At 42.6% G+C, this 16,549-nt stretch carries 25 protein-coding genes; 3 read left to right on the forward strand and 22 right to left on the reverse strand.

The window, feature by feature from the left end; all coding sequences use genetic code 11:
• Positions 1 to 23 precede the first annotated feature (23 nt).
• The 16 genes from L7D49_RS14650 to L7D49_RS14725 all read right to left on the reverse strand — a co-directional run bounded on the left by L7D49_RS14650 (position 24) and on the right by L7D49_RS14725 (position 6,486).
• Positions 24 to 341, reverse strand: coding sequence for a hypothetical protein (locus L7D49_RS14650; RefSeq protein ID WP_238082117.1), 318 nt, complete (start codon positions 339 to 341; stop codon positions 24 to 26).
• Positions 301 to 579 (reverse strand): hypothetical protein, encoded by a 279-nt coding sequence (locus L7D49_RS14655; protein ID WP_238082119.1) that lies wholly within the window; start codon positions 577 to 579, stop codon positions 301 to 303. Before L7D49_RS14655 ends, L7D49_RS14650 begins: the two co-directional genes overlap by 41 nt.
• Before the next feature lie 37 nt (positions 580 to 616).
• Positions 617 to 943 (reverse strand): hypothetical protein, encoded by a 327-nt coding sequence (locus L7D49_RS14660; protein ID WP_238082121.1) that lies wholly within the window; start codon positions 941 to 943, stop codon positions 617 to 619.
• Between the two features lie 30 nt (positions 944 to 973).
• Positions 974 to 1,345 (reverse strand): hypothetical protein, encoded by a 372-nt coding sequence (locus L7D49_RS14665; protein WP_238082122.1) that lies wholly within the window; start codon positions 1,343 to 1,345, stop codon positions 974 to 976.
• A gap of 51 nt (positions 1,346 to 1,396) precedes the next feature.
• Positions 1,397 to 1,567: a DUF6011 domain-containing protein gene (locus tag L7D49_RS14670; RefSeq protein WP_238082124.1), complete on the reverse strand. Its 171-nt coding sequence runs from the start codon at positions 1,565 to 1,567 to the stop codon at positions 1,397 to 1,399.
• A 5-nt stretch (positions 1,568 to 1,572) separates the two neighbouring features.
• Complete coding sequence (locus L7D49_RS14675; RefSeq protein ID WP_238082126.1) at positions 1,573 to 1,971, reverse strand: hypothetical protein; 399 nt, start codon at positions 1,969 to 1,971, stop codon at positions 1,573 to 1,575.
• A 159-nt stretch (positions 1,972 to 2,130) separates the two neighbouring features.
• On the reverse strand, positions 2,131 to 2,340 hold the full coding sequence (locus L7D49_RS14680) for a hypothetical protein (protein ID WP_238082128.1): 210 nt from the start codon (positions 2,338 to 2,340) through the stop codon (positions 2,131 to 2,133).
• Between the two features lie 13 nt (positions 2,341 to 2,353).
• Positions 2,354 to 2,542 (reverse strand): hypothetical protein, encoded by a 189-nt coding sequence (locus L7D49_RS14685; RefSeq protein WP_238082130.1) that lies wholly within the window; start codon positions 2,540 to 2,542, stop codon positions 2,354 to 2,356.
• Between the two features lie 13 nt (positions 2,543 to 2,555).
• Positions 2,556 to 3,389 (reverse strand): P-loop NTPase family protein, encoded by an 834-nt coding sequence (locus tag L7D49_RS14690; RefSeq protein WP_238082132.1) that lies wholly within the window; start codon positions 3,387 to 3,389, stop codon positions 2,556 to 2,558.
• On the reverse strand, positions 3,328 to 4,116 hold the full coding sequence (locus tag L7D49_RS14695; RefSeq protein ID WP_238082134.1) for a DnaD domain-containing protein: 789 nt from the start codon (positions 4,114 to 4,116) through the stop codon (positions 3,328 to 3,330). The genes L7D49_RS14690 and L7D49_RS14695 overlap by 62 nt, the downstream gene beginning before the upstream one ends.
• Complete coding sequence (locus tag L7D49_RS14700; RefSeq protein WP_238082136.1) at positions 4,113 to 4,781, reverse strand: ORF6N domain-containing protein; 669 nt, start codon at positions 4,779 to 4,781, stop codon at positions 4,113 to 4,115. Before L7D49_RS14700 ends, L7D49_RS14695 begins: the two co-directional genes overlap by 4 nt.
• A 36-nt stretch (positions 4,782 to 4,817) precedes the next feature.
• On the reverse strand, positions 4,818 to 5,159 hold the full coding sequence (locus tag L7D49_RS14705) for a hypothetical protein (protein WP_238082138.1): 342 nt from the start codon (positions 5,157 to 5,159) through the stop codon (positions 4,818 to 4,820).
• A 240-nt stretch (positions 5,160 to 5,399) separates the two neighbouring features.
• A complete protein-coding gene (locus tag L7D49_RS14710; protein WP_238082140.1) occupies positions 5,400 to 5,702 on the reverse strand; it encodes a helix-turn-helix domain-containing protein in 303 nt (100 codons plus the stop codon).
• A gap of 117 nt (positions 5,703 to 5,819) precedes the next feature.
• Positions 5,820 to 6,017: a hypothetical protein gene (locus tag L7D49_RS14715; RefSeq protein ID WP_238082142.1), complete on the reverse strand. Its 198-nt coding sequence runs from the start codon at positions 6,015 to 6,017 to the stop codon at positions 5,820 to 5,822.
• Positions 6,007 to 6,171, reverse strand: coding sequence for a hypothetical protein (locus tag L7D49_RS14720; RefSeq protein ID WP_238082143.1), 165 nt, complete (start codon positions 6,169 to 6,171; stop codon positions 6,007 to 6,009). Before L7D49_RS14720 ends, L7D49_RS14715 begins: the two co-directional genes overlap by 11 nt.
• A 72-nt stretch (positions 6,172 to 6,243) precedes the next feature.
• Positions 6,244 to 6,486, reverse strand: a complete 243-nt coding sequence (locus L7D49_RS14725) for a helix-turn-helix transcriptional regulator (protein ID WP_238082145.1) — start codon at positions 6,484 to 6,486, stop codon at positions 6,244 to 6,246.
• A gap of 161 nt (positions 6,487 to 6,647) precedes the next feature.
• Here L7D49_RS14725 and L7D49_RS14730 point away from each other — a divergent pair, with 161 nt between their 5' ends.
• The 3 genes from L7D49_RS14730 to L7D49_RS14740 all read left to right on the forward strand — a co-directional run bounded on the left by L7D49_RS14730 (position 6,648) and on the right by L7D49_RS14740 (position 9,749).
• Positions 6,648 to 7,061 (forward strand): helix-turn-helix domain-containing protein, encoded by a 414-nt coding sequence (locus L7D49_RS14730; RefSeq protein ID WP_238082147.1) that lies wholly within the window; start codon positions 6,648 to 6,650, stop codon positions 7,059 to 7,061.
• A 62-nt stretch (positions 7,062 to 7,123) separates the two neighbouring features.
• Positions 7,124 to 7,726, forward strand: coding sequence for an ImmA/IrrE family metallo-endopeptidase (locus L7D49_RS14735; protein WP_238082149.1), 603 nt, complete (start codon positions 7,124 to 7,126; stop codon positions 7,724 to 7,726).
• 115 nt (positions 7,727 to 7,841) lie between these two features.
• Entirely contained in the window at positions 7,842 to 9,749 is a 1,908-nt protein-coding gene (locus L7D49_RS14740) for a recombinase family protein (RefSeq protein WP_238082151.1), read from the forward strand.
• 136 nt (positions 9,750 to 9,885) lie between these two features.
• On the opposite strand, the gene L7D49_RS14745 is transcribed toward L7D49_RS14740, so the two are convergent.
• The 6 genes from L7D49_RS14745 to hrcA all read right to left on the reverse strand — a co-directional run bounded on the left by L7D49_RS14745 (position 9,886) and on the right by hrcA (position 16,468).
• On the reverse strand, positions 9,886 to 10,629 hold the full coding sequence (locus tag L7D49_RS14745) for a 16S rRNA (uracil(1498)-N(3))-methyltransferase (RefSeq protein ID WP_238082153.1): 744 nt from the start codon (positions 10,627 to 10,629) through the stop codon (positions 9,886 to 9,888).
• A gap of 4 nt (positions 10,630 to 10,633) precedes the next feature.
• Positions 10,634 to 11,578 carry a 50S ribosomal protein L11 methyltransferase gene (gene prmA / locus L7D49_RS14750; protein WP_238082155.1) on the reverse strand — a complete coding sequence of 315 codons (945 nt, stop codon included), beginning with the start codon at positions 11,576 to 11,578 and terminating at the stop codon, positions 10,634 to 10,636.
• 15 nt (positions 11,579 to 11,593) lie between these two features.
• On the reverse strand, positions 11,594 to 12,724 hold the full coding sequence (gene dnaJ, locus L7D49_RS14755; RefSeq protein WP_238082157.1) for a molecular chaperone DnaJ: 1,131 nt from the start codon (positions 12,722 to 12,724) through the stop codon (positions 11,594 to 11,596).
• Positions 12,725 to 12,929: 205 nt separating this feature from the next.
• Positions 12,930 to 14,756, reverse strand: coding sequence for a molecular chaperone DnaK (dnaK, locus tag L7D49_RS14760; protein ID WP_238082159.1), 1,827 nt, complete (start codon positions 14,754 to 14,756; stop codon positions 12,930 to 12,932).
• 63 nt (positions 14,757 to 14,819) lie between these two features.
• Entirely contained in the window at positions 14,820 to 15,416 is a 597-nt protein-coding gene (grpE, locus tag L7D49_RS14765) for a nucleotide exchange factor GrpE (protein ID WP_336246397.1), read from the reverse strand.
• Complete coding sequence (gene hrcA / locus L7D49_RS14770; protein ID WP_238082163.1) at positions 15,416 to 16,468, reverse strand: heat-inducible transcriptional repressor HrcA; 1,053 nt, start codon at positions 16,466 to 16,468, stop codon at positions 15,416 to 15,418. The genes grpE and hrcA overlap by 1 nt, the downstream gene beginning before the upstream one ends.
• Positions 16,469 to 16,549 lie beyond the last annotated feature (81 nt).

Genomic DNA, 16,549 nt, shown 5'->3' on the forward strand with positions numbered 1-16,549 from the left:
CGGCAGGAGGAATCCTGTCTTTTTTATTCCAAAATATCCAATGGCATTAATAGTCTTGTGAAATGTGTATGGTATTCGGGCCAATACTTGTCAAGTGGAGAGCCACAATATGGTGGTTCTTCAATCGGGAATTTCCACCACAGGCAATCTCCGTCATCTTCATGCCATTCTTCAATCGGTATGGGATAGATTGCTTGCTTGTTTTCATCTGCTCGCTCTATAAGCCACTTCAAGTCTGAAACTAAAATGAATACTTCCCCTCTATCTCGTTTTAGAGATGGACTAGAATATTCTTTTATCTCAGCCGACCGCTGCTCGTAGGTCTTCATCGAAATCAACATTTTCGTCATCCCAATCTATTGTTTTTATTGGGCCATCAAAATTCTTCATGACCTCATCCTTTTCATTCGCACCAAGATAGAGGAAATCATATCCATTCAGTGCGAAATGTACACTGCTCATATACTCACTTGGAGTATGGCCACTACTGATACGAAGCCAATGGAAACCCGGACTGAGCTGGCAGTGGATCAGCTCCTTACTTCCATTAAGAAATTCGTCGAAGGTTAATTGGTTCATGAACTTCACTCCTTCAGATTATCTTCGTACCGTTGAATTACTCTATTAAATCTGTATCGATATAAATATCATCATCTTCGCTTAAAATTTTAATGTTTATTGCGTAATTAACACGCCCCTCATAACTCTCGCCTCGCGCCCAATAAGGGACCTGCCCGTTTTCCAGCGGAACTCCGTAGCCTTCGATTTCCCTGCTTCCAAACCTTGCCCTGAACTGCGCGATATGGCGAGCGTGTTCCTCCAAATCGTAAAAATCATAGAATACACTCCGGAAATCTTCCATCCACTGTTCATTGCATACGTTTTCATCAAATTCAATCTCATATCTATCGGTTCGCTCAACTTCACATTTGTACGCTTCCATGTAATTCCCCTCCTCAACCGTTTTTTTCAATTACTCCATATCCACATCTTCAATAGGAGGTTGGGTTCCCAATCTCGTATGAGTTACTTTTCTCCGTTCATCTATACGCTGTTTAATCGCCGGTAGTTTCCCAGAGAACAATTGGCTAATTTGTCTGCCGATCTTGTTGTAGTATGCCATCACGTCCTCTTTCTCCTGTAGATTCAACAAGTCAGTGAAACTCAATTCTTTCTCCGCAACTCTCATGCCAGTAGTAACCTCTGAAACATTTATTTTATTGTCGTAAGCTACTACGCATAAATGTATATCGTCAATGTGAATTGAGTGTCCAATGGCATCAATCCATCCTTCCTCCGTTGCTAGCCAAAACTTCTGCAGCTGGTCTTTCACTATCACTTCCATTTTCTCGACATCCTTTTCATATTAATTGCCGTATATTTTCCGTCTAATGTTTTAACATTGTCCTACCATCTCTTGAAATGCCAATTCCTCGTAAATCGTAATTTGGCGTTTTAGAAATTCAGCTTCCTCTTCATCGTGCTTCTGCTTACATGACGCCCCGTATCCAACTTCGATGCTTTTTGGAGTTTTTAACTTACGTCCGCACCGCTTACAAGCCTCCATTAGCCTCAATCCTCCAAGTTCTTATAGAATTCAAAAATTCCCGCCTTGCGTAATTTAGTTGTAATGGAAATTAGAGTACGTTCCGTTCGTCCGACAGCCAGTGATAACCTTCGTAGATTACCTTTGTAGTAGTTCTTGCAGATATAAGAAAGTTCGCATGTTGTATAGTCCTTTCCATGGTTGTGATGATAGTCCGGATGGTATTTTATTCTCCCTTGACTGTCATACTGAATTGTCGGATCAGTTAGATCATCATTCTTCAATCCCCCACTACGCATAGGCTTTGTGAGTGCCACATCCAAAGGAATTCCATATACTTTCACGCGCGAGTATAATGCTTTGTTGGTAATGCCGTTCGGATTTGCTATCTGATAATGCTCAGGTGTGAGATTGACAGTTTCCATAGATCCTCACCTTCCTTCATATTTTCTCAATTCATCTGATGAAATTCATAAAGCTCAATAAGTTCACTATCTGACAGATTCTCTAGGAACTCCTTAGAGTATTTCGTATTAATGTAAAGAGGAATAATTAATTCCTGGCGTTCTTCCTCGCTCACCACTTCACCCCCCGAAAATTCCCGATTTTCTTGTCTGTATCGAACCGGCCAACGATTGATCAATAGCAAGCAACGCTATTTCCAAATCACTTCTTTTCAATGCTTCAGCAATATTCTGAATGGGTTCGCCGGTTTCCCATAACTTTATAAACATTTCTGTTTCCGCAGGGCGCACTTTCCACTCAATGTCTGCGTCTTCAAGCAATACTCGCATAGTTATGCCTCCCTTATGCTGCTTGTTCGTCTTCTCCAAGTTCTTTCAACAGAAGTTGCATTGCGCCTTCTTGATCCGTCCCTGCGACTCTTTGAAGGGCGTTCAAGTACCCTTCGAATTGCTTTTCAAGGTACTTATCCGATTGGCCTGTTTCATTCCATGCCCCAGCAGTTAAGATCAATTGGTTAATAATGTGCTCCACACTTGTAGCCCCCCTAAAATGTGATATTTCTCACTCGCTTGTCCGTAGTATTCTGGAAACGTATTAAATACGTATCGCGCATCAGTCTGGAAATGAGCTTTTCATCGTACATACTTTCAAGATCCGGCAAGGTAAGATTGCTTGTGATGATTGTCGGTTTGCTTTGTCGCCCGTTCGCGATTGCATACAATACCCGCATGGTAAAGTCAGTCGCCCGTTTACCAGTACCTATGCCTCCTGTTTCCGCTCCTAAGTCATCGAGCACGAGATAGTCAACACTGGAGAGCAAATCAACAAAATAAAATTCTGTGAACGGGGTCTCTTTGTCATTAAAACTATTGCGAATCCGAAGTAGCATTTCATCCACACTGGCAAATAGGCAACTTTTATCGCGATTCCCTGATTCGTTCAGATTGCGCAAAATGCTCATAGAAAGATGGCTTTTCCCAACTCCCGGTTTTCCAACAAACCAAGTGTTAAAGACCTCACCTTTTTTATATCGCTTGAACGCTTTAACAGACTTTTCCTTGTTCTCAATCTCTTCCGGTGCTTGTACTTCATAATTTTTAAAAGAGGCATCCAGTAATCCTGTATCGGTCAACACACTCTTCTTTTGAAAAACGTTATATGCAATTGAATTAAAGGTTCGTTCGAAAATTTCCGATTGCTTTTTAGAAAGTTCTTCACTTCTTCGTTCGCTTTCGCATACCGGGCACACCTTCTGACCGTCTATAATCATCAAGTGGATCGGTCTTTCTTTTCGGTATGGATGATTCCCACATACTTCAGAAGTTGATTCCATTGTAATTCCTGTTTGAAGTGTGAGCAGTCCCCCGATTTCCTGCATTCCGTTCCCTCCCCACGTTTCTTTTTGTTTCAGCTGCCAATACATCGGCGACAGTTGTATATTTTTTGTTACTCCAATCACGCAAAATGCTTTCTGCATAATTCCATCGCAAAGCAGAATTTTCTACAGAAATTTCTAATGCGTGCAACACCATGTCTTCTCCCACCTCGTCAATCCAGCTGCCCATTTTGTCAGCAACATGAGGGGTAAGTATTCCGAATCCGTTCTCTTCGAAAAATCTAAATGCTGATTTTTGGGAGACGCGCGCGTTGTCTATGTTGTTATTCTCTGATGTATTCTCTGTAGTACTCTCTGTTAATGTTTCCGACGTTATGTCAGTATCGTTACTGACAATAGGTGAGTTTCCATTCTGACGTTTTGTCAGTATCCAATTGACAAGATTGTCAAATAGCAATTTGTAGTGAACAGTAGGTGCCCCATTTGCTTTAAGCAGTTTCGTTTCTATCAGCTGTTTTTCTTTCAATTTTTTAGTAGCGTGCCGAACTTGTCGTTCCGACAGACAAATTTCCTCTGCCCATTGCTCATGAGTCTTATAAAAAAATCCGTCTTTCCGACTGCTCTTGTCGGAGTAGAAAACAATCTGATTCAGCAAAATCGCTTCAGCCAAGTTCCCTGTCAACTCGATGTACATTTTGGGTATTGTCACCACACGATCATGACCGCTCACTTGAGCTAAGATGTGCCTGATCTCGTTATAAGTGCTCATTGATTACATGTCCCTCCCCAACCTTCGACAAACTGGATGGCTTCCTGCAGTTGATACTGCTTTATGTCCCTATAGGAATTTACTGAATAACGCTCTCGGATTTCAGAATAGATAGCGCTAAACAATGCTGGCCTAGCCCCTGATTGGTTGGGAGCCAGTTTATATACTCGTTCACTGACAGCATTTCGAATACGTTTCTGTTCGCCTGAATGCAATGTGACAACGTCTTTAAATTGTTGTTCCAATTCCATCAACCTACTTTCGATTTGATAGAGTCGTTTTTCATCTAAGGGTGGCGTCAAATTGTTGCCACCCTCTAAAATCATCTGTTTACTTGCCAAGACATAATAATTATCGATTAACATTTGATAAGCTTCCCAAGCACGATCATTGTTAAGAGATTTGGCGTGCATCCATGCCCCGAGTTCTGTCCATAAATACAGATTGGAAACATATTTAAGGCTTACGTCATTTTGACGTGAAGCTTTGAAATGTATTAAATCTTCACCAGACAGAGCGAAGTAGTGCTTACCAATTTCATATCGGTCTTGGTTGCGTTGGAAGTTACGCATAACGATTTTGTCGGTGGAACCAAAAGCCGAAGAAATTTGTTTGGTCGTAAGAACACGCATATTGTTATGCTCAATCACTTGCAACTGTTGCATATTGCCCTCTCCTTCTTCTTGACTTTGTCTCCCTGATCACGCATAATCAGAGTAGAATGTTTGTTCTAGTGGCTTACTCGCAATTGCCGTTGCGGGTAGGCTTTTTCTTATGGTTGCTATTTGTTCAGCTTCCTCTTCTTTGTGCAACAAGCAAATAAATAGAATCCCATCAAGTTCTGTAGTGAGTTTCATTAGAAATTCCGAATCATATTGGTCTTCCACGTCATATAAAGCAAACTGCTCTAAAAACAACATTGACGAAGCCAAAACTCGAACCCTCCCATCCTTGGTAAAATCTATAGAAGTAACTTCTCCCATGTCATCGAGTACTGCTGACAACCGGTGCGATAAATCAATCATTTCATTAAAGTTGTCCATTAAAATCTCTCCTTTGAGTGTTTTGATGGCTCACCATCCAGAAGCCCATGAACTGCCGTGGGGTAGATAGACGATTCAAGGGAGAGGAATCGTATGCTCATGGACTTCTGGACGGGGAGCAATTCCGTCCTATTATTGATTTATCTCTTCGTTCCTTTGTGGTATAATGAATGAAACACAACAAGCTTTAGCTGATTGACACGGCCATGTCATTCGGCTTTTTTTATTTTCTTTTTTCATTCATAACCCTCCATTCATGAAACTTATAAAACCTCCTACTACTTTTGTTAGCGATTCAACTAACATAAAAATATCAACTCCATTAATTAGATACATTCCGGCTTCCATACCAGCTGTGTTTGTCAATCTGATTTGATGAGTAGCGATTTTGAGCCATCGAATAAAATCCTCCGTTACCAATGCCATTTGGTTGCGCTCGACTTTTGATATAGTACTTCGGGATATATTGATTAACGGGGACATATCCTCTTGTGTTAATCCAGCGTCTTTCCGCGCTTGGCGCAAGAGTTGCCCTACATTCACCGTCATTCCTCCTTCCTATGTTCAAATTCTGAACATGTTCATACGTAGAACAGTATTTTTTTGATTAGCTGGTAAAATTATTTATAGAAGAGATGCATTGCCCCGCATTGAACCTCGTTATGAAATCCTGCCTAATAAAGTGGACTTCATTCGAAGTCTATCATTGACAGTTTTTAATTCTCCCCCAAGCTTAGCCAACAGCCCAATCCGAAACTTTTCAACATCTGTGGATGGGCTGTTGACGATCGCTTTCATCTCCCCATTCATCCTTTCGATTAACCGTCGTCTATCTTCAAGTAATTTTTTATTGAGCAACCCTCTCACTCCTTTCCGTTATTGGAGAAACCATGCAACTTATATTTAATGGTTTCATTTTTTTAATAGCTTCATTCAGTTCAGCTTCGGTTCTAATTCCATACTTTTCGAGGGCCTTCCAAATTTTCTCGCGTTGTACTTCCTCTTTTGGCATTTCGAGCACCACCTTCGTTAAAGGAATTATTTATCACAGAAACTTGGAATCAATTAAGATTCCTCTCACCTTCTAGCCAACTATCTTACGCAACTTTTGGTTGCTGTTTACTTCAAAAAAAATGGTCCATTCTAAGCAAAGCACCTCAGAAATAGCCTGTGCTACTTTAACCGAAGGCTTTCTCTCGCCATTTTCAATCATTCCATAATATTGGCGAGTAATTTTTTCTTTCGATAAAGTTGCGACATCTTCATGGGATAAACCTTTTTTGTTCCGGGCTTTAATAAGTATTTCTTTCAGCTCTTCTTTCCTCATAACATCACCACCTTTGCAACTTTTGGTTGCTTCTTGTCATTATCTTAACAGCAACTTTTAGTTTCGTCAACAGTTTTTAGCAACTTTTATTTTCTTATAATGCATGCAACTCATTGTTGCTATACAATGATAGTAAATACATGTAAAGAGAGGGGCTCCTAATGTTCGCGGACAGGTTAAAAAGACTACGGCAAAATAAAAAGTTATCACAACAGGAAATGGCTGACTTCTTAGGCATATCCCGTCAAGGCTATGGTAAGTATGAGAACGGCAGTAGTCAGCCGTCTTTTGAGATGTTGGAAAAATTATCAACATACTTTGGAGTATCCACCGACTATTTACTTGGAACCTCTGAGAACAAGGCGAAAGTTGCTGGACAAGAAATAAGTCTGTCAGAAGAAGAGTTTGTCTTGTTTAACGAACTTAAAAAACATCCGATTATGCTACATGATTTAGCAACCGATCCAGAACGTAAAGTGAAAGAACTAATTAAGTTGTACAAAATGAAAAAGATGTTTTTGGATGAGGATGATGATGAAGACCCGGGAGACGGATTTGGATCACTGAAAGATTAAGTGTAATTTAAATGCGATGAACTACGGAACACAAACTACATTTCCGAACAGATAAAAAGGCCGTGATTCATATAATTCATTTACAACATAGACAGCAGCATACCGATTACTGGGAAGAACGTGCTGAAAAAGTTCTTTCTAATTTAAATCTCTTGTATCCGGATGAAATCGATATTGGTCATATTTGCTGGTTGTATGGGATTCAAATATTACCTTTAGATGTTCCCTTTTTGGAGTATTGTGGTGTAGAGATAGAGAATTTAGAGGGAACAAAAGCATTTTCAATCCCTAAAGAAAAAGATCGAAGAGGAACCATTTTTTTAAAAGAAAACTTGCCTCATGTTGAGAGGAAGCTACTTATCGCAGAGGAGTTTTGCCATCTATATGCTCACTACTCCTCTCAATTAAGTATAGATGAATACATATTGGCTAAAAATGAACACCAAGCGAAGAGGATGTCAGCTTACCTGCTGATGCCTATACGTTTTTTAGAAAAAGTGTATGATGAAGCTCTAGACGAAGCCGTGTTGATTAGCGACATAGCTGATTACTTTTTTGTCACTGAAGAGTTTGCTCATTATCGTCTGAAATTAATTTTTAAACATAAAGTGGATGCTATTACATCATTACGAGGAAAAATCGGGACATTTGAATGGATAAATTAGTAATTTAACTCGCCATTGATAAGGTGAGTTTTATTTTCAATGAAAAAAGAACATACATTCTCTGTCTCTATATATTGAAACCTAATTAGTTCAGAGATATGAAAGGAGCATTATTATGGCTTACAAAAAAGCTGCATTATATGTGCGGGTAAGTACGCTTCACCAAATTGATAAAGACTCTCTCCCGTTCCAGCGCCAAGAATTAACGAATTACGCTAAGTATGCTCTTAATATCGAGGACATCGAAATCTTTGAAGACGCTGGATATTCAGCTAAGAATACAGATCGACCCAAATACCAGCAGATGATGAAAAGAATACGAGCTGGTGAATTCACACACTTGATCGTCTGGAAGATTGACCGAATCTCAAGGAACCTAAAGGACTTTTCGGAGATGTATGAAGAACTAAAAGAATGTAAAGTGACCTTCGTTTCTAAAAATGAACAGTTTGACACTTCGACTGCTATGGGCGAAGCAATGTTAAAAATCATTTTAGTTTTCGCTGAGCTAGAACGTAAATTAACTGCAGAGCGTGTTTTTTCCATCATGCTTTCACGTGCTGAAAAAGGTTTGTGGAATGGCGCTACCGTTCCATTAGGGTTCGTCTGGTCGGAAGAAAAGAAGTTTCCTGTAGAAGAGCCGGAGGAAGTGGCTATTGTACAGCATATATATAGCCTGTACGAGCAGACACGTTCCACTTTGAAGGTTGCCTATCAGTTGAATGAGAAGGCCATTAAAACGAAGCGTGGAGGCCAGTGGACAGCTAAGACAGTTCGTGACATTCTTCGCAATCCTTTTTATATTGGAACATACCGTTATAACATGCGAGAAAGTGCTGGTAGTAGGCGCATGAAAGATAAAGATGAATGGATCGTGGTTGAAGATAATCATCCTGCAATCATTGACAAAGAGCAGTATAAGCGTGTGAATAAATTACTTACGGATAACTATCGTGGCTTGACGGATATTCAACGTGCAGACATTCATAAGCATATCTTTTCTAAGATGATCTATTGCGGTAACTGCAATGCCTTGCTAACATCTGGTTTAGATTCAGCACGACAAGACGGTTATCGCCCTTCCCGATACACCTGTGTTACATCTGGTGGTTCCAAACGATGCAGCAACTACGTAAGCGATATTATTATAGGGCCATTTGTTTTCAACTATGTATCGAATATGATTCGTTTGCAGGAACGAATCACACCTAAACATTCAATTCGCGATATGGAGCGCGCACTGCTGCGTGGGAGCGCTTTTGTCGATGTGATAGGCATAGACAGCGAGTCGCTAAAAGAAACGTATTACGCGCTCACACATGGCATTTCAGAGCAAGATTATTTGTCGACCACAAATAATGACATTTCAATATCCAGCTTCGAAGTTGAACGAATGGAGAAAGAGAAGAAAAAATTTGAAACAGCATTATCGCGTTTAGAAGATTTGTATCTATTTGGTGAGGATGGAATCAGTCAGAAAGATTATATTTTTAAGAAACGCGATATTCAAAAGAAATTAGAAGCAATTGAAACGGATATTAATTCTTTACAACAAAACGATGAAAAGTTAAGTGATGCATTCATCGACAATGCTCAACACTTTTTAATTACAAAAGAAATGCAGCAAGTGAGGAACGTTGATTATCGGACTTTGCATGATACTGTCGGCCGAGAGTCTCTATCCGATTTTATACACACAATCATCGATCGTATTGTCGTAGCAGATAAACGCGTGCAATCGATCACATTCAAAAACGGCATCACCCATACTTTTGCGTACAAGGCGCTGCTGGATAGCAAAGGTGCTGCATCTTCGAGGATGCAGTATAAGGAATACGAGCGGGCTGTTCTGGAGTACCTGAAAGTAAACGGACCAGCATCACGCAGTGATCTTCAAAAGGCAACGAACATTTCACGTGATGGTTTTTATAAGTTGCTGGCCGAATTAATTGAACGTGAGGAAGTCGTGAAAACTGGTCAATCCACGCGAACACGCTACGAATACAAAGAAAAACTCACTTGAAATGATGTTTTCAAGTGAGTTTTGCCAAGAGGATGAAGCCTTGATGCTATTGAATTCCTACGCAATCATATCTATGTGTACGACCCCACAGCCTAATGTATGGAAAGCGACTGAAGACATCAGCTGCTCACCTCTTTCATTCAAATTCGTAAGACATGGCGGACAATACATATAGCGGCGCTGTCTCCGTCCGCAAAATGCGCGGTCCGAGTGAAACGGATAGGAAACCCGCACTCTTCAGCAATTCCGCTTCTTTTCTTGATATTCCGCCTTCCGGACCAAAAACAACGAGTACCGATTGTTTATGATACACGTTTTTCAAGCGGTCTGCAATCCTATTGGGCTCATTGCTTTTGGCATCTTCCTCATCAGCTACAAGTAACACATCGTAGCGGGACGCCTCAGCAAGCAAATTTTTAAAGGAGACGGGTTCTTTCACTTCCGGGATGACCGTCCGGTGGCATTGCTCTGCCGCTTCTTTTGCGATTTTTTGAAGCCGCTCCACTTTTTTGCCGCCTTTTTTCGCATCCCACTTGACGATAGAACGTTCGGCTTCAAATGGCAGAAGGGCTGTCATCCCGAGCTCCGTTCCTTTTTGGACGATAAAATCAAGCTTGTCGCCTTTAGGCAATCCGCAAGCGATTGAAACGGAAACCGGCATTTCCCGGTTTGGGAGAAGGCTATCGGGGTTCCGTTTCACCCGAACACCTTCCGTTGTTACTTCCAATATGCTCGAAACATAAGCTGCGTTTTCAGAAACAGCTATGATGGAATCTCCAGCAGCCATGCGCATGACACGGCTAATATGCTTCGCGTCTTCCCCTTCGATCCACGACTCATCGTTCTGGTCAAATGGAGTAGTTAAAAAATACCGCTGCACGCTGTCACTCGCCTTTCTTTCGGGCAATGATGGCAACCCAGTCTTCCATCAGGACGGTTTCCACGATTTCAAACCCTTTGTCGACGAGATCATCGCGTACCAAATCTCTCTTTTGGGCGATAATGCCGGAAACAATGAAAAGACCGTCATTTGGCAATAAAGAATAAGCATCCCCTGTAAATGTCAGGATGACCTCCGCCAGAATGTTCGCAACGATAATATCCGCAGGCTCTTTTACAGTATCCAGCAGATTGCCGTGAGCGACTTCCACAACATCGGACGCATGATTCAATTCGATGTTTTCTTTGGCAGCCTGAACCGCCACTTCATCTAAATCAAGAGCGTGAACATGTGAAGCTCCTAGCATCGCAGCCCCGATGGCCAACACGCCTGAACCAGTTCCGACATCAACTACTTTGCAGCCTTTGGTTACATATTTCTCCAATGCTTGCAGGCAAAGGACTGTTGTCGGATGAGTCCCTGTACCGAATGCCATACCTGGGTCCAACTCTATGATCAGTTCATCCGTTACAACAGGTTCATATTCTTCCCACGTCGGAACAATTGTGAATCGATTTGAGATTTTAACTGGATGATAATACTTTTTCCATGCAGTTGCCCAGTCCTCTTCATCCACTTCATTTGTTTGAATGGTGTTATCGCCAATGTCGATGCCGAACTGCCTTAGATTCTCGATGGATTCCTTTATTTCTCCAACTGTTTCAATCAAGAAACTATTTACAGGCAAATAGGCTTTCACGATAACACCTTCCGCTGGAAAATCCTCTCGATTCAAGTCATAGATTTCGCCAAAACGGTTTTCGTGTACTCGATCTGGTTCATTCGAATCCTCGATGACTACACCGCTTGCCCCGGCTTCGTGCAGAATATTAGCAACCGCTTCAGTCGCCTCATGTGTCGTATGGATGGAAATCTCTGACCATTTCAACTTCGTTCAACCCTTTCAATCGCCTTTTATTGTCCGCTTGATTTTATCAAAAAGTGAGCTCGAATACTCGTCTGGCGAATTGCCATCGATTGAGGCGAATTCACGCATCAATTCTTTTTGTTTTTCCGTCATCTTTTTAGGCGTCACGACTTTCACGATGACGTGCTGATCTCCCGTTCCATGTCCGTGGACATTTTTGACACCTTTTCCGCGCAGACGGAAATTGGTACCTGTCTGTGTGCCGGCAGGAATTTTCAATTTCACGTTTCCATGAATGGTTGGCACTTGTATTTCATCACCTAATGCCACTTGCGGGAATGTCAGCGGAAGCTCCAAGTAAATGTCATCCTCTTCCCGGACAAATTTATCATGCGGCTTCACGCGGAAAACGATGTATAGATCGCCTGCCGGTCCTCCGTTCACGCCTGCTTCGCCCTGTCCTGAAACACGGAGCCGCTGCCCATCATCTACGCCAGCAGGAATGGTCACTTTAATTTTTTTCCTTTTTGTCACGCGGCCTGAGCCATGGCATGTTTCACATTTCTCAGGAATGATTTTTCCTGTTCCTTGACAGTGTGGACATGCTCTTCGGTTGACCATTTGGCCAAGCGGTGTGTTTTGGGTGACAGAAATCTGTCCTGATCCTCCACAGTGCGTACAGGTTTTTACTGAAGTACCTTTTTTCGCACCTGTACCGTGGCATGTTTCACATTCTTCCTCACGAGGCAACTCGACTTCAGTCTCTTTTCCGAAAACCGCTTCCATGAAATCGATGGTCATGGTGTACTGCAAGTCATCGCCTTTTCGTGGAGCATTCGGGTCGCGCCGTCTTGTGCTACCGCCAAAGAAAGTGCTGAAGATGTCCTCGAAGCCGAAGCCATCCGCTCCTCCTCCGCCGAATCCGCCAAATCCACCAAAACCTTGGTTTGGATCCGCATGGCCGAATTGGTCATATTGTGCACGTTTTGTATCATCACTGAGTGTTTCGAAAGCCTCTGTCACTTCTTTGAACTTCTCTTCGGCTCCCGCCTCTTTATTCAAATCGGGATGGAATTGCTTCGAAAGTTTCCGATACGCTTTTCGAATCTCTTCTTTAGTTGCCGATTTGGAAACGCCCAGTACTTCATAATAATCTCGCTTACTCATCATTCCACTCTCCCAAATATCTTTGTCATGCCGAATATACGAAGTAATAATATGCTTCTTGAACGGTACATCGTCCGACGAATTCCCTATATTGTACCATGCAAAGATGTGATCCGTTACCCTAAAGCGAATGGTTTACGTACGCTAACAAACGAAAAAGTCAAAGCCGGAAGCTCGGACTTTGACTTTCCCGTCATCTATCTTCTCAATTTTTCTTGTCGTCATCCACTTCTTCGAAATCCGCATCGACAACACCGTCATCTTGCGGTTGGCCAGCAGCATCTGCACCGCCTTGCGCTTGTGCCGCTTGCTCATAAAGCTTGACGGATAACTGTTGAACCAATTCTTCCAGCTGTTGTTTCTTAGCACGGATCTCATCGAGATCGCCACTTTCAACCGCTTTTTTCAATTCGTCCTTCGCTTCTTCGGCTTTTTTCACTTCGTCCTCGGCTACTTTTCCTTCCAAGTCCTTCAGTGTTTTTTCTGCCATGAATACAAGTTGATCTGCTTCGTTCTTCAAATCAACCTCTTCTTTGCGGCGCTTGTCTTCTTCCGCATTTGCTTCTGCGTCTTTTACCATCCGTTCGATTTCTTCATCGGATAGGCCAGAGCTGGACTGGATTGTAATGTTTTGTTCTTTTTGTGTACCAAGGTCTTTTGCTTTTACCGTTACGATACCGTTTTTATCGATATCAAACGTTACTTCGATTTGTGGAATGCCGCGTGGTGCCGGCGGAATATCCGTCAATTGGAAACGGCCAAGTGTTTTATTGTCCGCAGCCATAGGACGCTCCCCTTGAAGCACATGAATGTCAACAGCAGGCTGGTTGTCAGCAGCAGTTGAGAATACTTGTGATTTACTTGTCGGGATTGTCGTATTGCGGTCGATCAATTTCGTGAACACGCCGCCCATTGTTTCGATACCGAGTGACAATGGCGTTACATCCAATAGAACGACATCCTTCACATCACCGCTGATGATGGAACCTTGGACTGCAGCTCCCATTGCAACCACTTCGTCAGGGTTAACGCCTTTGAATGGCTCTTTGCCTGTTTCTTTCTTGATGGCTTCCTGAACTGCAGGGATACGTGTCGAACCGCCGACAAGAATGACACGGTCAATTTCAGAAGGCGAAAGGCCGGCATCTTTCATCGCTTGTCGAGTCGGAACCATGGAACGTTCTACAAGATGAGCAGTTAACTCATCGAATTTCGCACGAGACAAGGACACTTCCAAGTGAAGTGGGCCAGCTTCTCCTGCAGTAATGAACGGCAATGAGATTTGTGTATTGGTTACGCCAGAAAGATCTTTTTTCGCTTTTTCAGCTGCATCTTTTAAACGTTGCATAGCCATTTTATCTTTTGATAGATCGATACCATTGTCTTTACGGAATTCTTGTACAAGATAGTCGATGATGACGTCGTCGAAGTCATCTCCACCAAGCTTGTTATCTCCTGCTGTCGAACGGACTTGGAATACGCCGTCTCCAAGTTCCAGGATGGACACGTCGAATGTACCGCCTCCAAGGTCATATACTAGAATCGTTTGATCTTCATCCGTTTTATCAAGACCGTAAGCAAGCGCTGCAGCAGTCGGTTCGTTGATGATCCGTTCAACTTCAAGACCTGCGATAGTACCTGCGTCTTTTGTTGCTTGACGCTGAGCATCATTGAAGTAAGCAGGCACAGTGATGACAGCCTTCGTCACTTTCTCACCAAGATAATCTTCCGCATAGCCTTTCAAATACTGAAGAATCATTGCAGAAACTTCCTGCGGTGTATAATCTTTGCCTTCCGCATGCTCTTTATAGTCTGTTCCCATATGGCGTTTAACGGACATGATCGTATTTGGGTTTGTGATAGATTGACGCTTTGCCACTTCCCCTACTTGGCGTTCTCCATTTTTGAACGCAACAACCGATGGAGTAGTACGATTCCCTTCTGGATTCGGAATGACTTTTGCTTCGCCACCCTCGTATACTGCTACTACAGAGTTTGTAGTTCCTAAGTCAATACCAATGATTTTGCTCATAATCAAATTCCTCCTAAAATAATCCGACATTGCGATAGTGTAATGAACTCTACGTCTCTTATCTTATTCGTTCACTTGGACCATAGAGGGCCGCAGAACGCGATCTTTCAACATATACCCTTTTTGGAGTTCCTGAAGCACGATTCCGGATGCTTTCTCCCCATCGTTTCCAGTCATTACTGCTTGATGGAAATTGGGATCAAATTCCTGATCGGCTGCCTCGATTTCCTGCAGCCCTTCAGACTTCAAAGCATCCAACAGGTTCCGGTAGACCATGTCCATTCCAGTCATAAGGGATTGTGTCTCTTCCGATTTCGCTTCGATATTGAGAGCTCGCTCAAAATTATCGAGAACAGGCAGCAAATTCGTCATCAAACTTTGAGCCCGATACTTTTGCAGAGACTCTTTGTCCAGATTCGCCCGTCTCTTGAAGTTTTCAAAGTCTGCAAGCAAACGAAGCTGTTTATTTTCTTCTTCTTCCAGCTTGGACTTCAGCTCTTCGATGATTGCTTCCTTTTCGTCTTTCTCTTCCGTTGGCGCTTCGCTAACCTCTGGTGACTTTGAATCTTGGTCAACTTGCGCTTCTTGAGCTATTTCGTTTTCAATTGAAGCGGCGGCCTGCTCATCAGCCAGAACCTCTTCCTTCTTTTCTTCGTTCATCATACATTCCTCCTATCCGATCCGCCGCCAATCATCAGATTCGCAAGCGCTCTAGACAAATCACCGCTCACTATATCAAGCAGCGTGATTACCCTGCTATAATCCATTCTTTTAGGACCTACGATCGCAATGGCGCCTTCTATGTTATCACCTGCGGAATAATTGGCGGTGATGACACTGCAATCGCCCATTGCATCATGATTATTCTCAGAACCGATGCGGACATGGATTCCTTTTGCTTCGTCTTGGAAAAAGGCGAGGGCAGGTGCTCCATTTTCCATCAATTCAAAGAACATCTTCATCTTGTCGATGTCATGAAATTCAGGCTGTTTCAGCATATTCATTTTCCCGCCAAAGAACAGTCGCTCTTCAGGCTTGATGGCTGTCGCTTTCTGAAAAGAAGCAAACAATTCGCCCGCTTTGTTCACATGCTGTTCTAATACGGATTTTGCCGCTGATGCGAGCTTCAACTGTAAATGCATGAGCGGAGTTCCTGTCAACCGTTCGTTCAATATATTGACCATCTTTTCGATGTCGGATGCGGATAATCCCTCCGGCACGTCGAATACCCGGTTTTCTACATGACCGCTGTCAGTGACGATAATCGCAACCGCTTTGGTTTCATCCAAAGGAACAATAGAGAACCGTTTCACTGAATGAGTCGTCACATCAGGTCCGAGCAAAATAGCCGTGTAATTGGTCAATTCAGATAAGATGACCGCTGAGTTGCGGATCAATTCCTCCGTTTCCATCACACGATTTTGAAAGATAGATCTAAGTTGCATGCTATCCTCCACATTCAATTTTTCGGGCTGCAACAGATGATCGACGTAAAACCGATATCCCTTTTCAGATGGCACCCGGCCGGATGAAGTATGGGTCTTTTCTAAGTACCCCAGTTCTTCTAGATCCGCCATATCGTTTCGGATTGTGGCAGGACTGAAAGGAGCCTCAGGTTTTTTTGATAACTGCCTTGATCCGACAGGTTGTGCGGATTCGATGAAATCGTTAACCGTCAGTTGCAAGATAAGCAATTGCCTGTTTGTCAACATGTTCATCACTCCTGTTAGCACTCTTTAAATGCGAGTGCTAATTCTACTCATAATTTAACAAATCTCTTCTAACGTGTCAAC

The organism is Sporosarcina cyprini (genome assembly GCF_022048975.1).
GTDB classification, from domain to species: Bacteria; Bacillota; Bacilli; order Bacillales_A; family Planococcaceae; genus Sporosarcina; species Sporosarcina cyprini.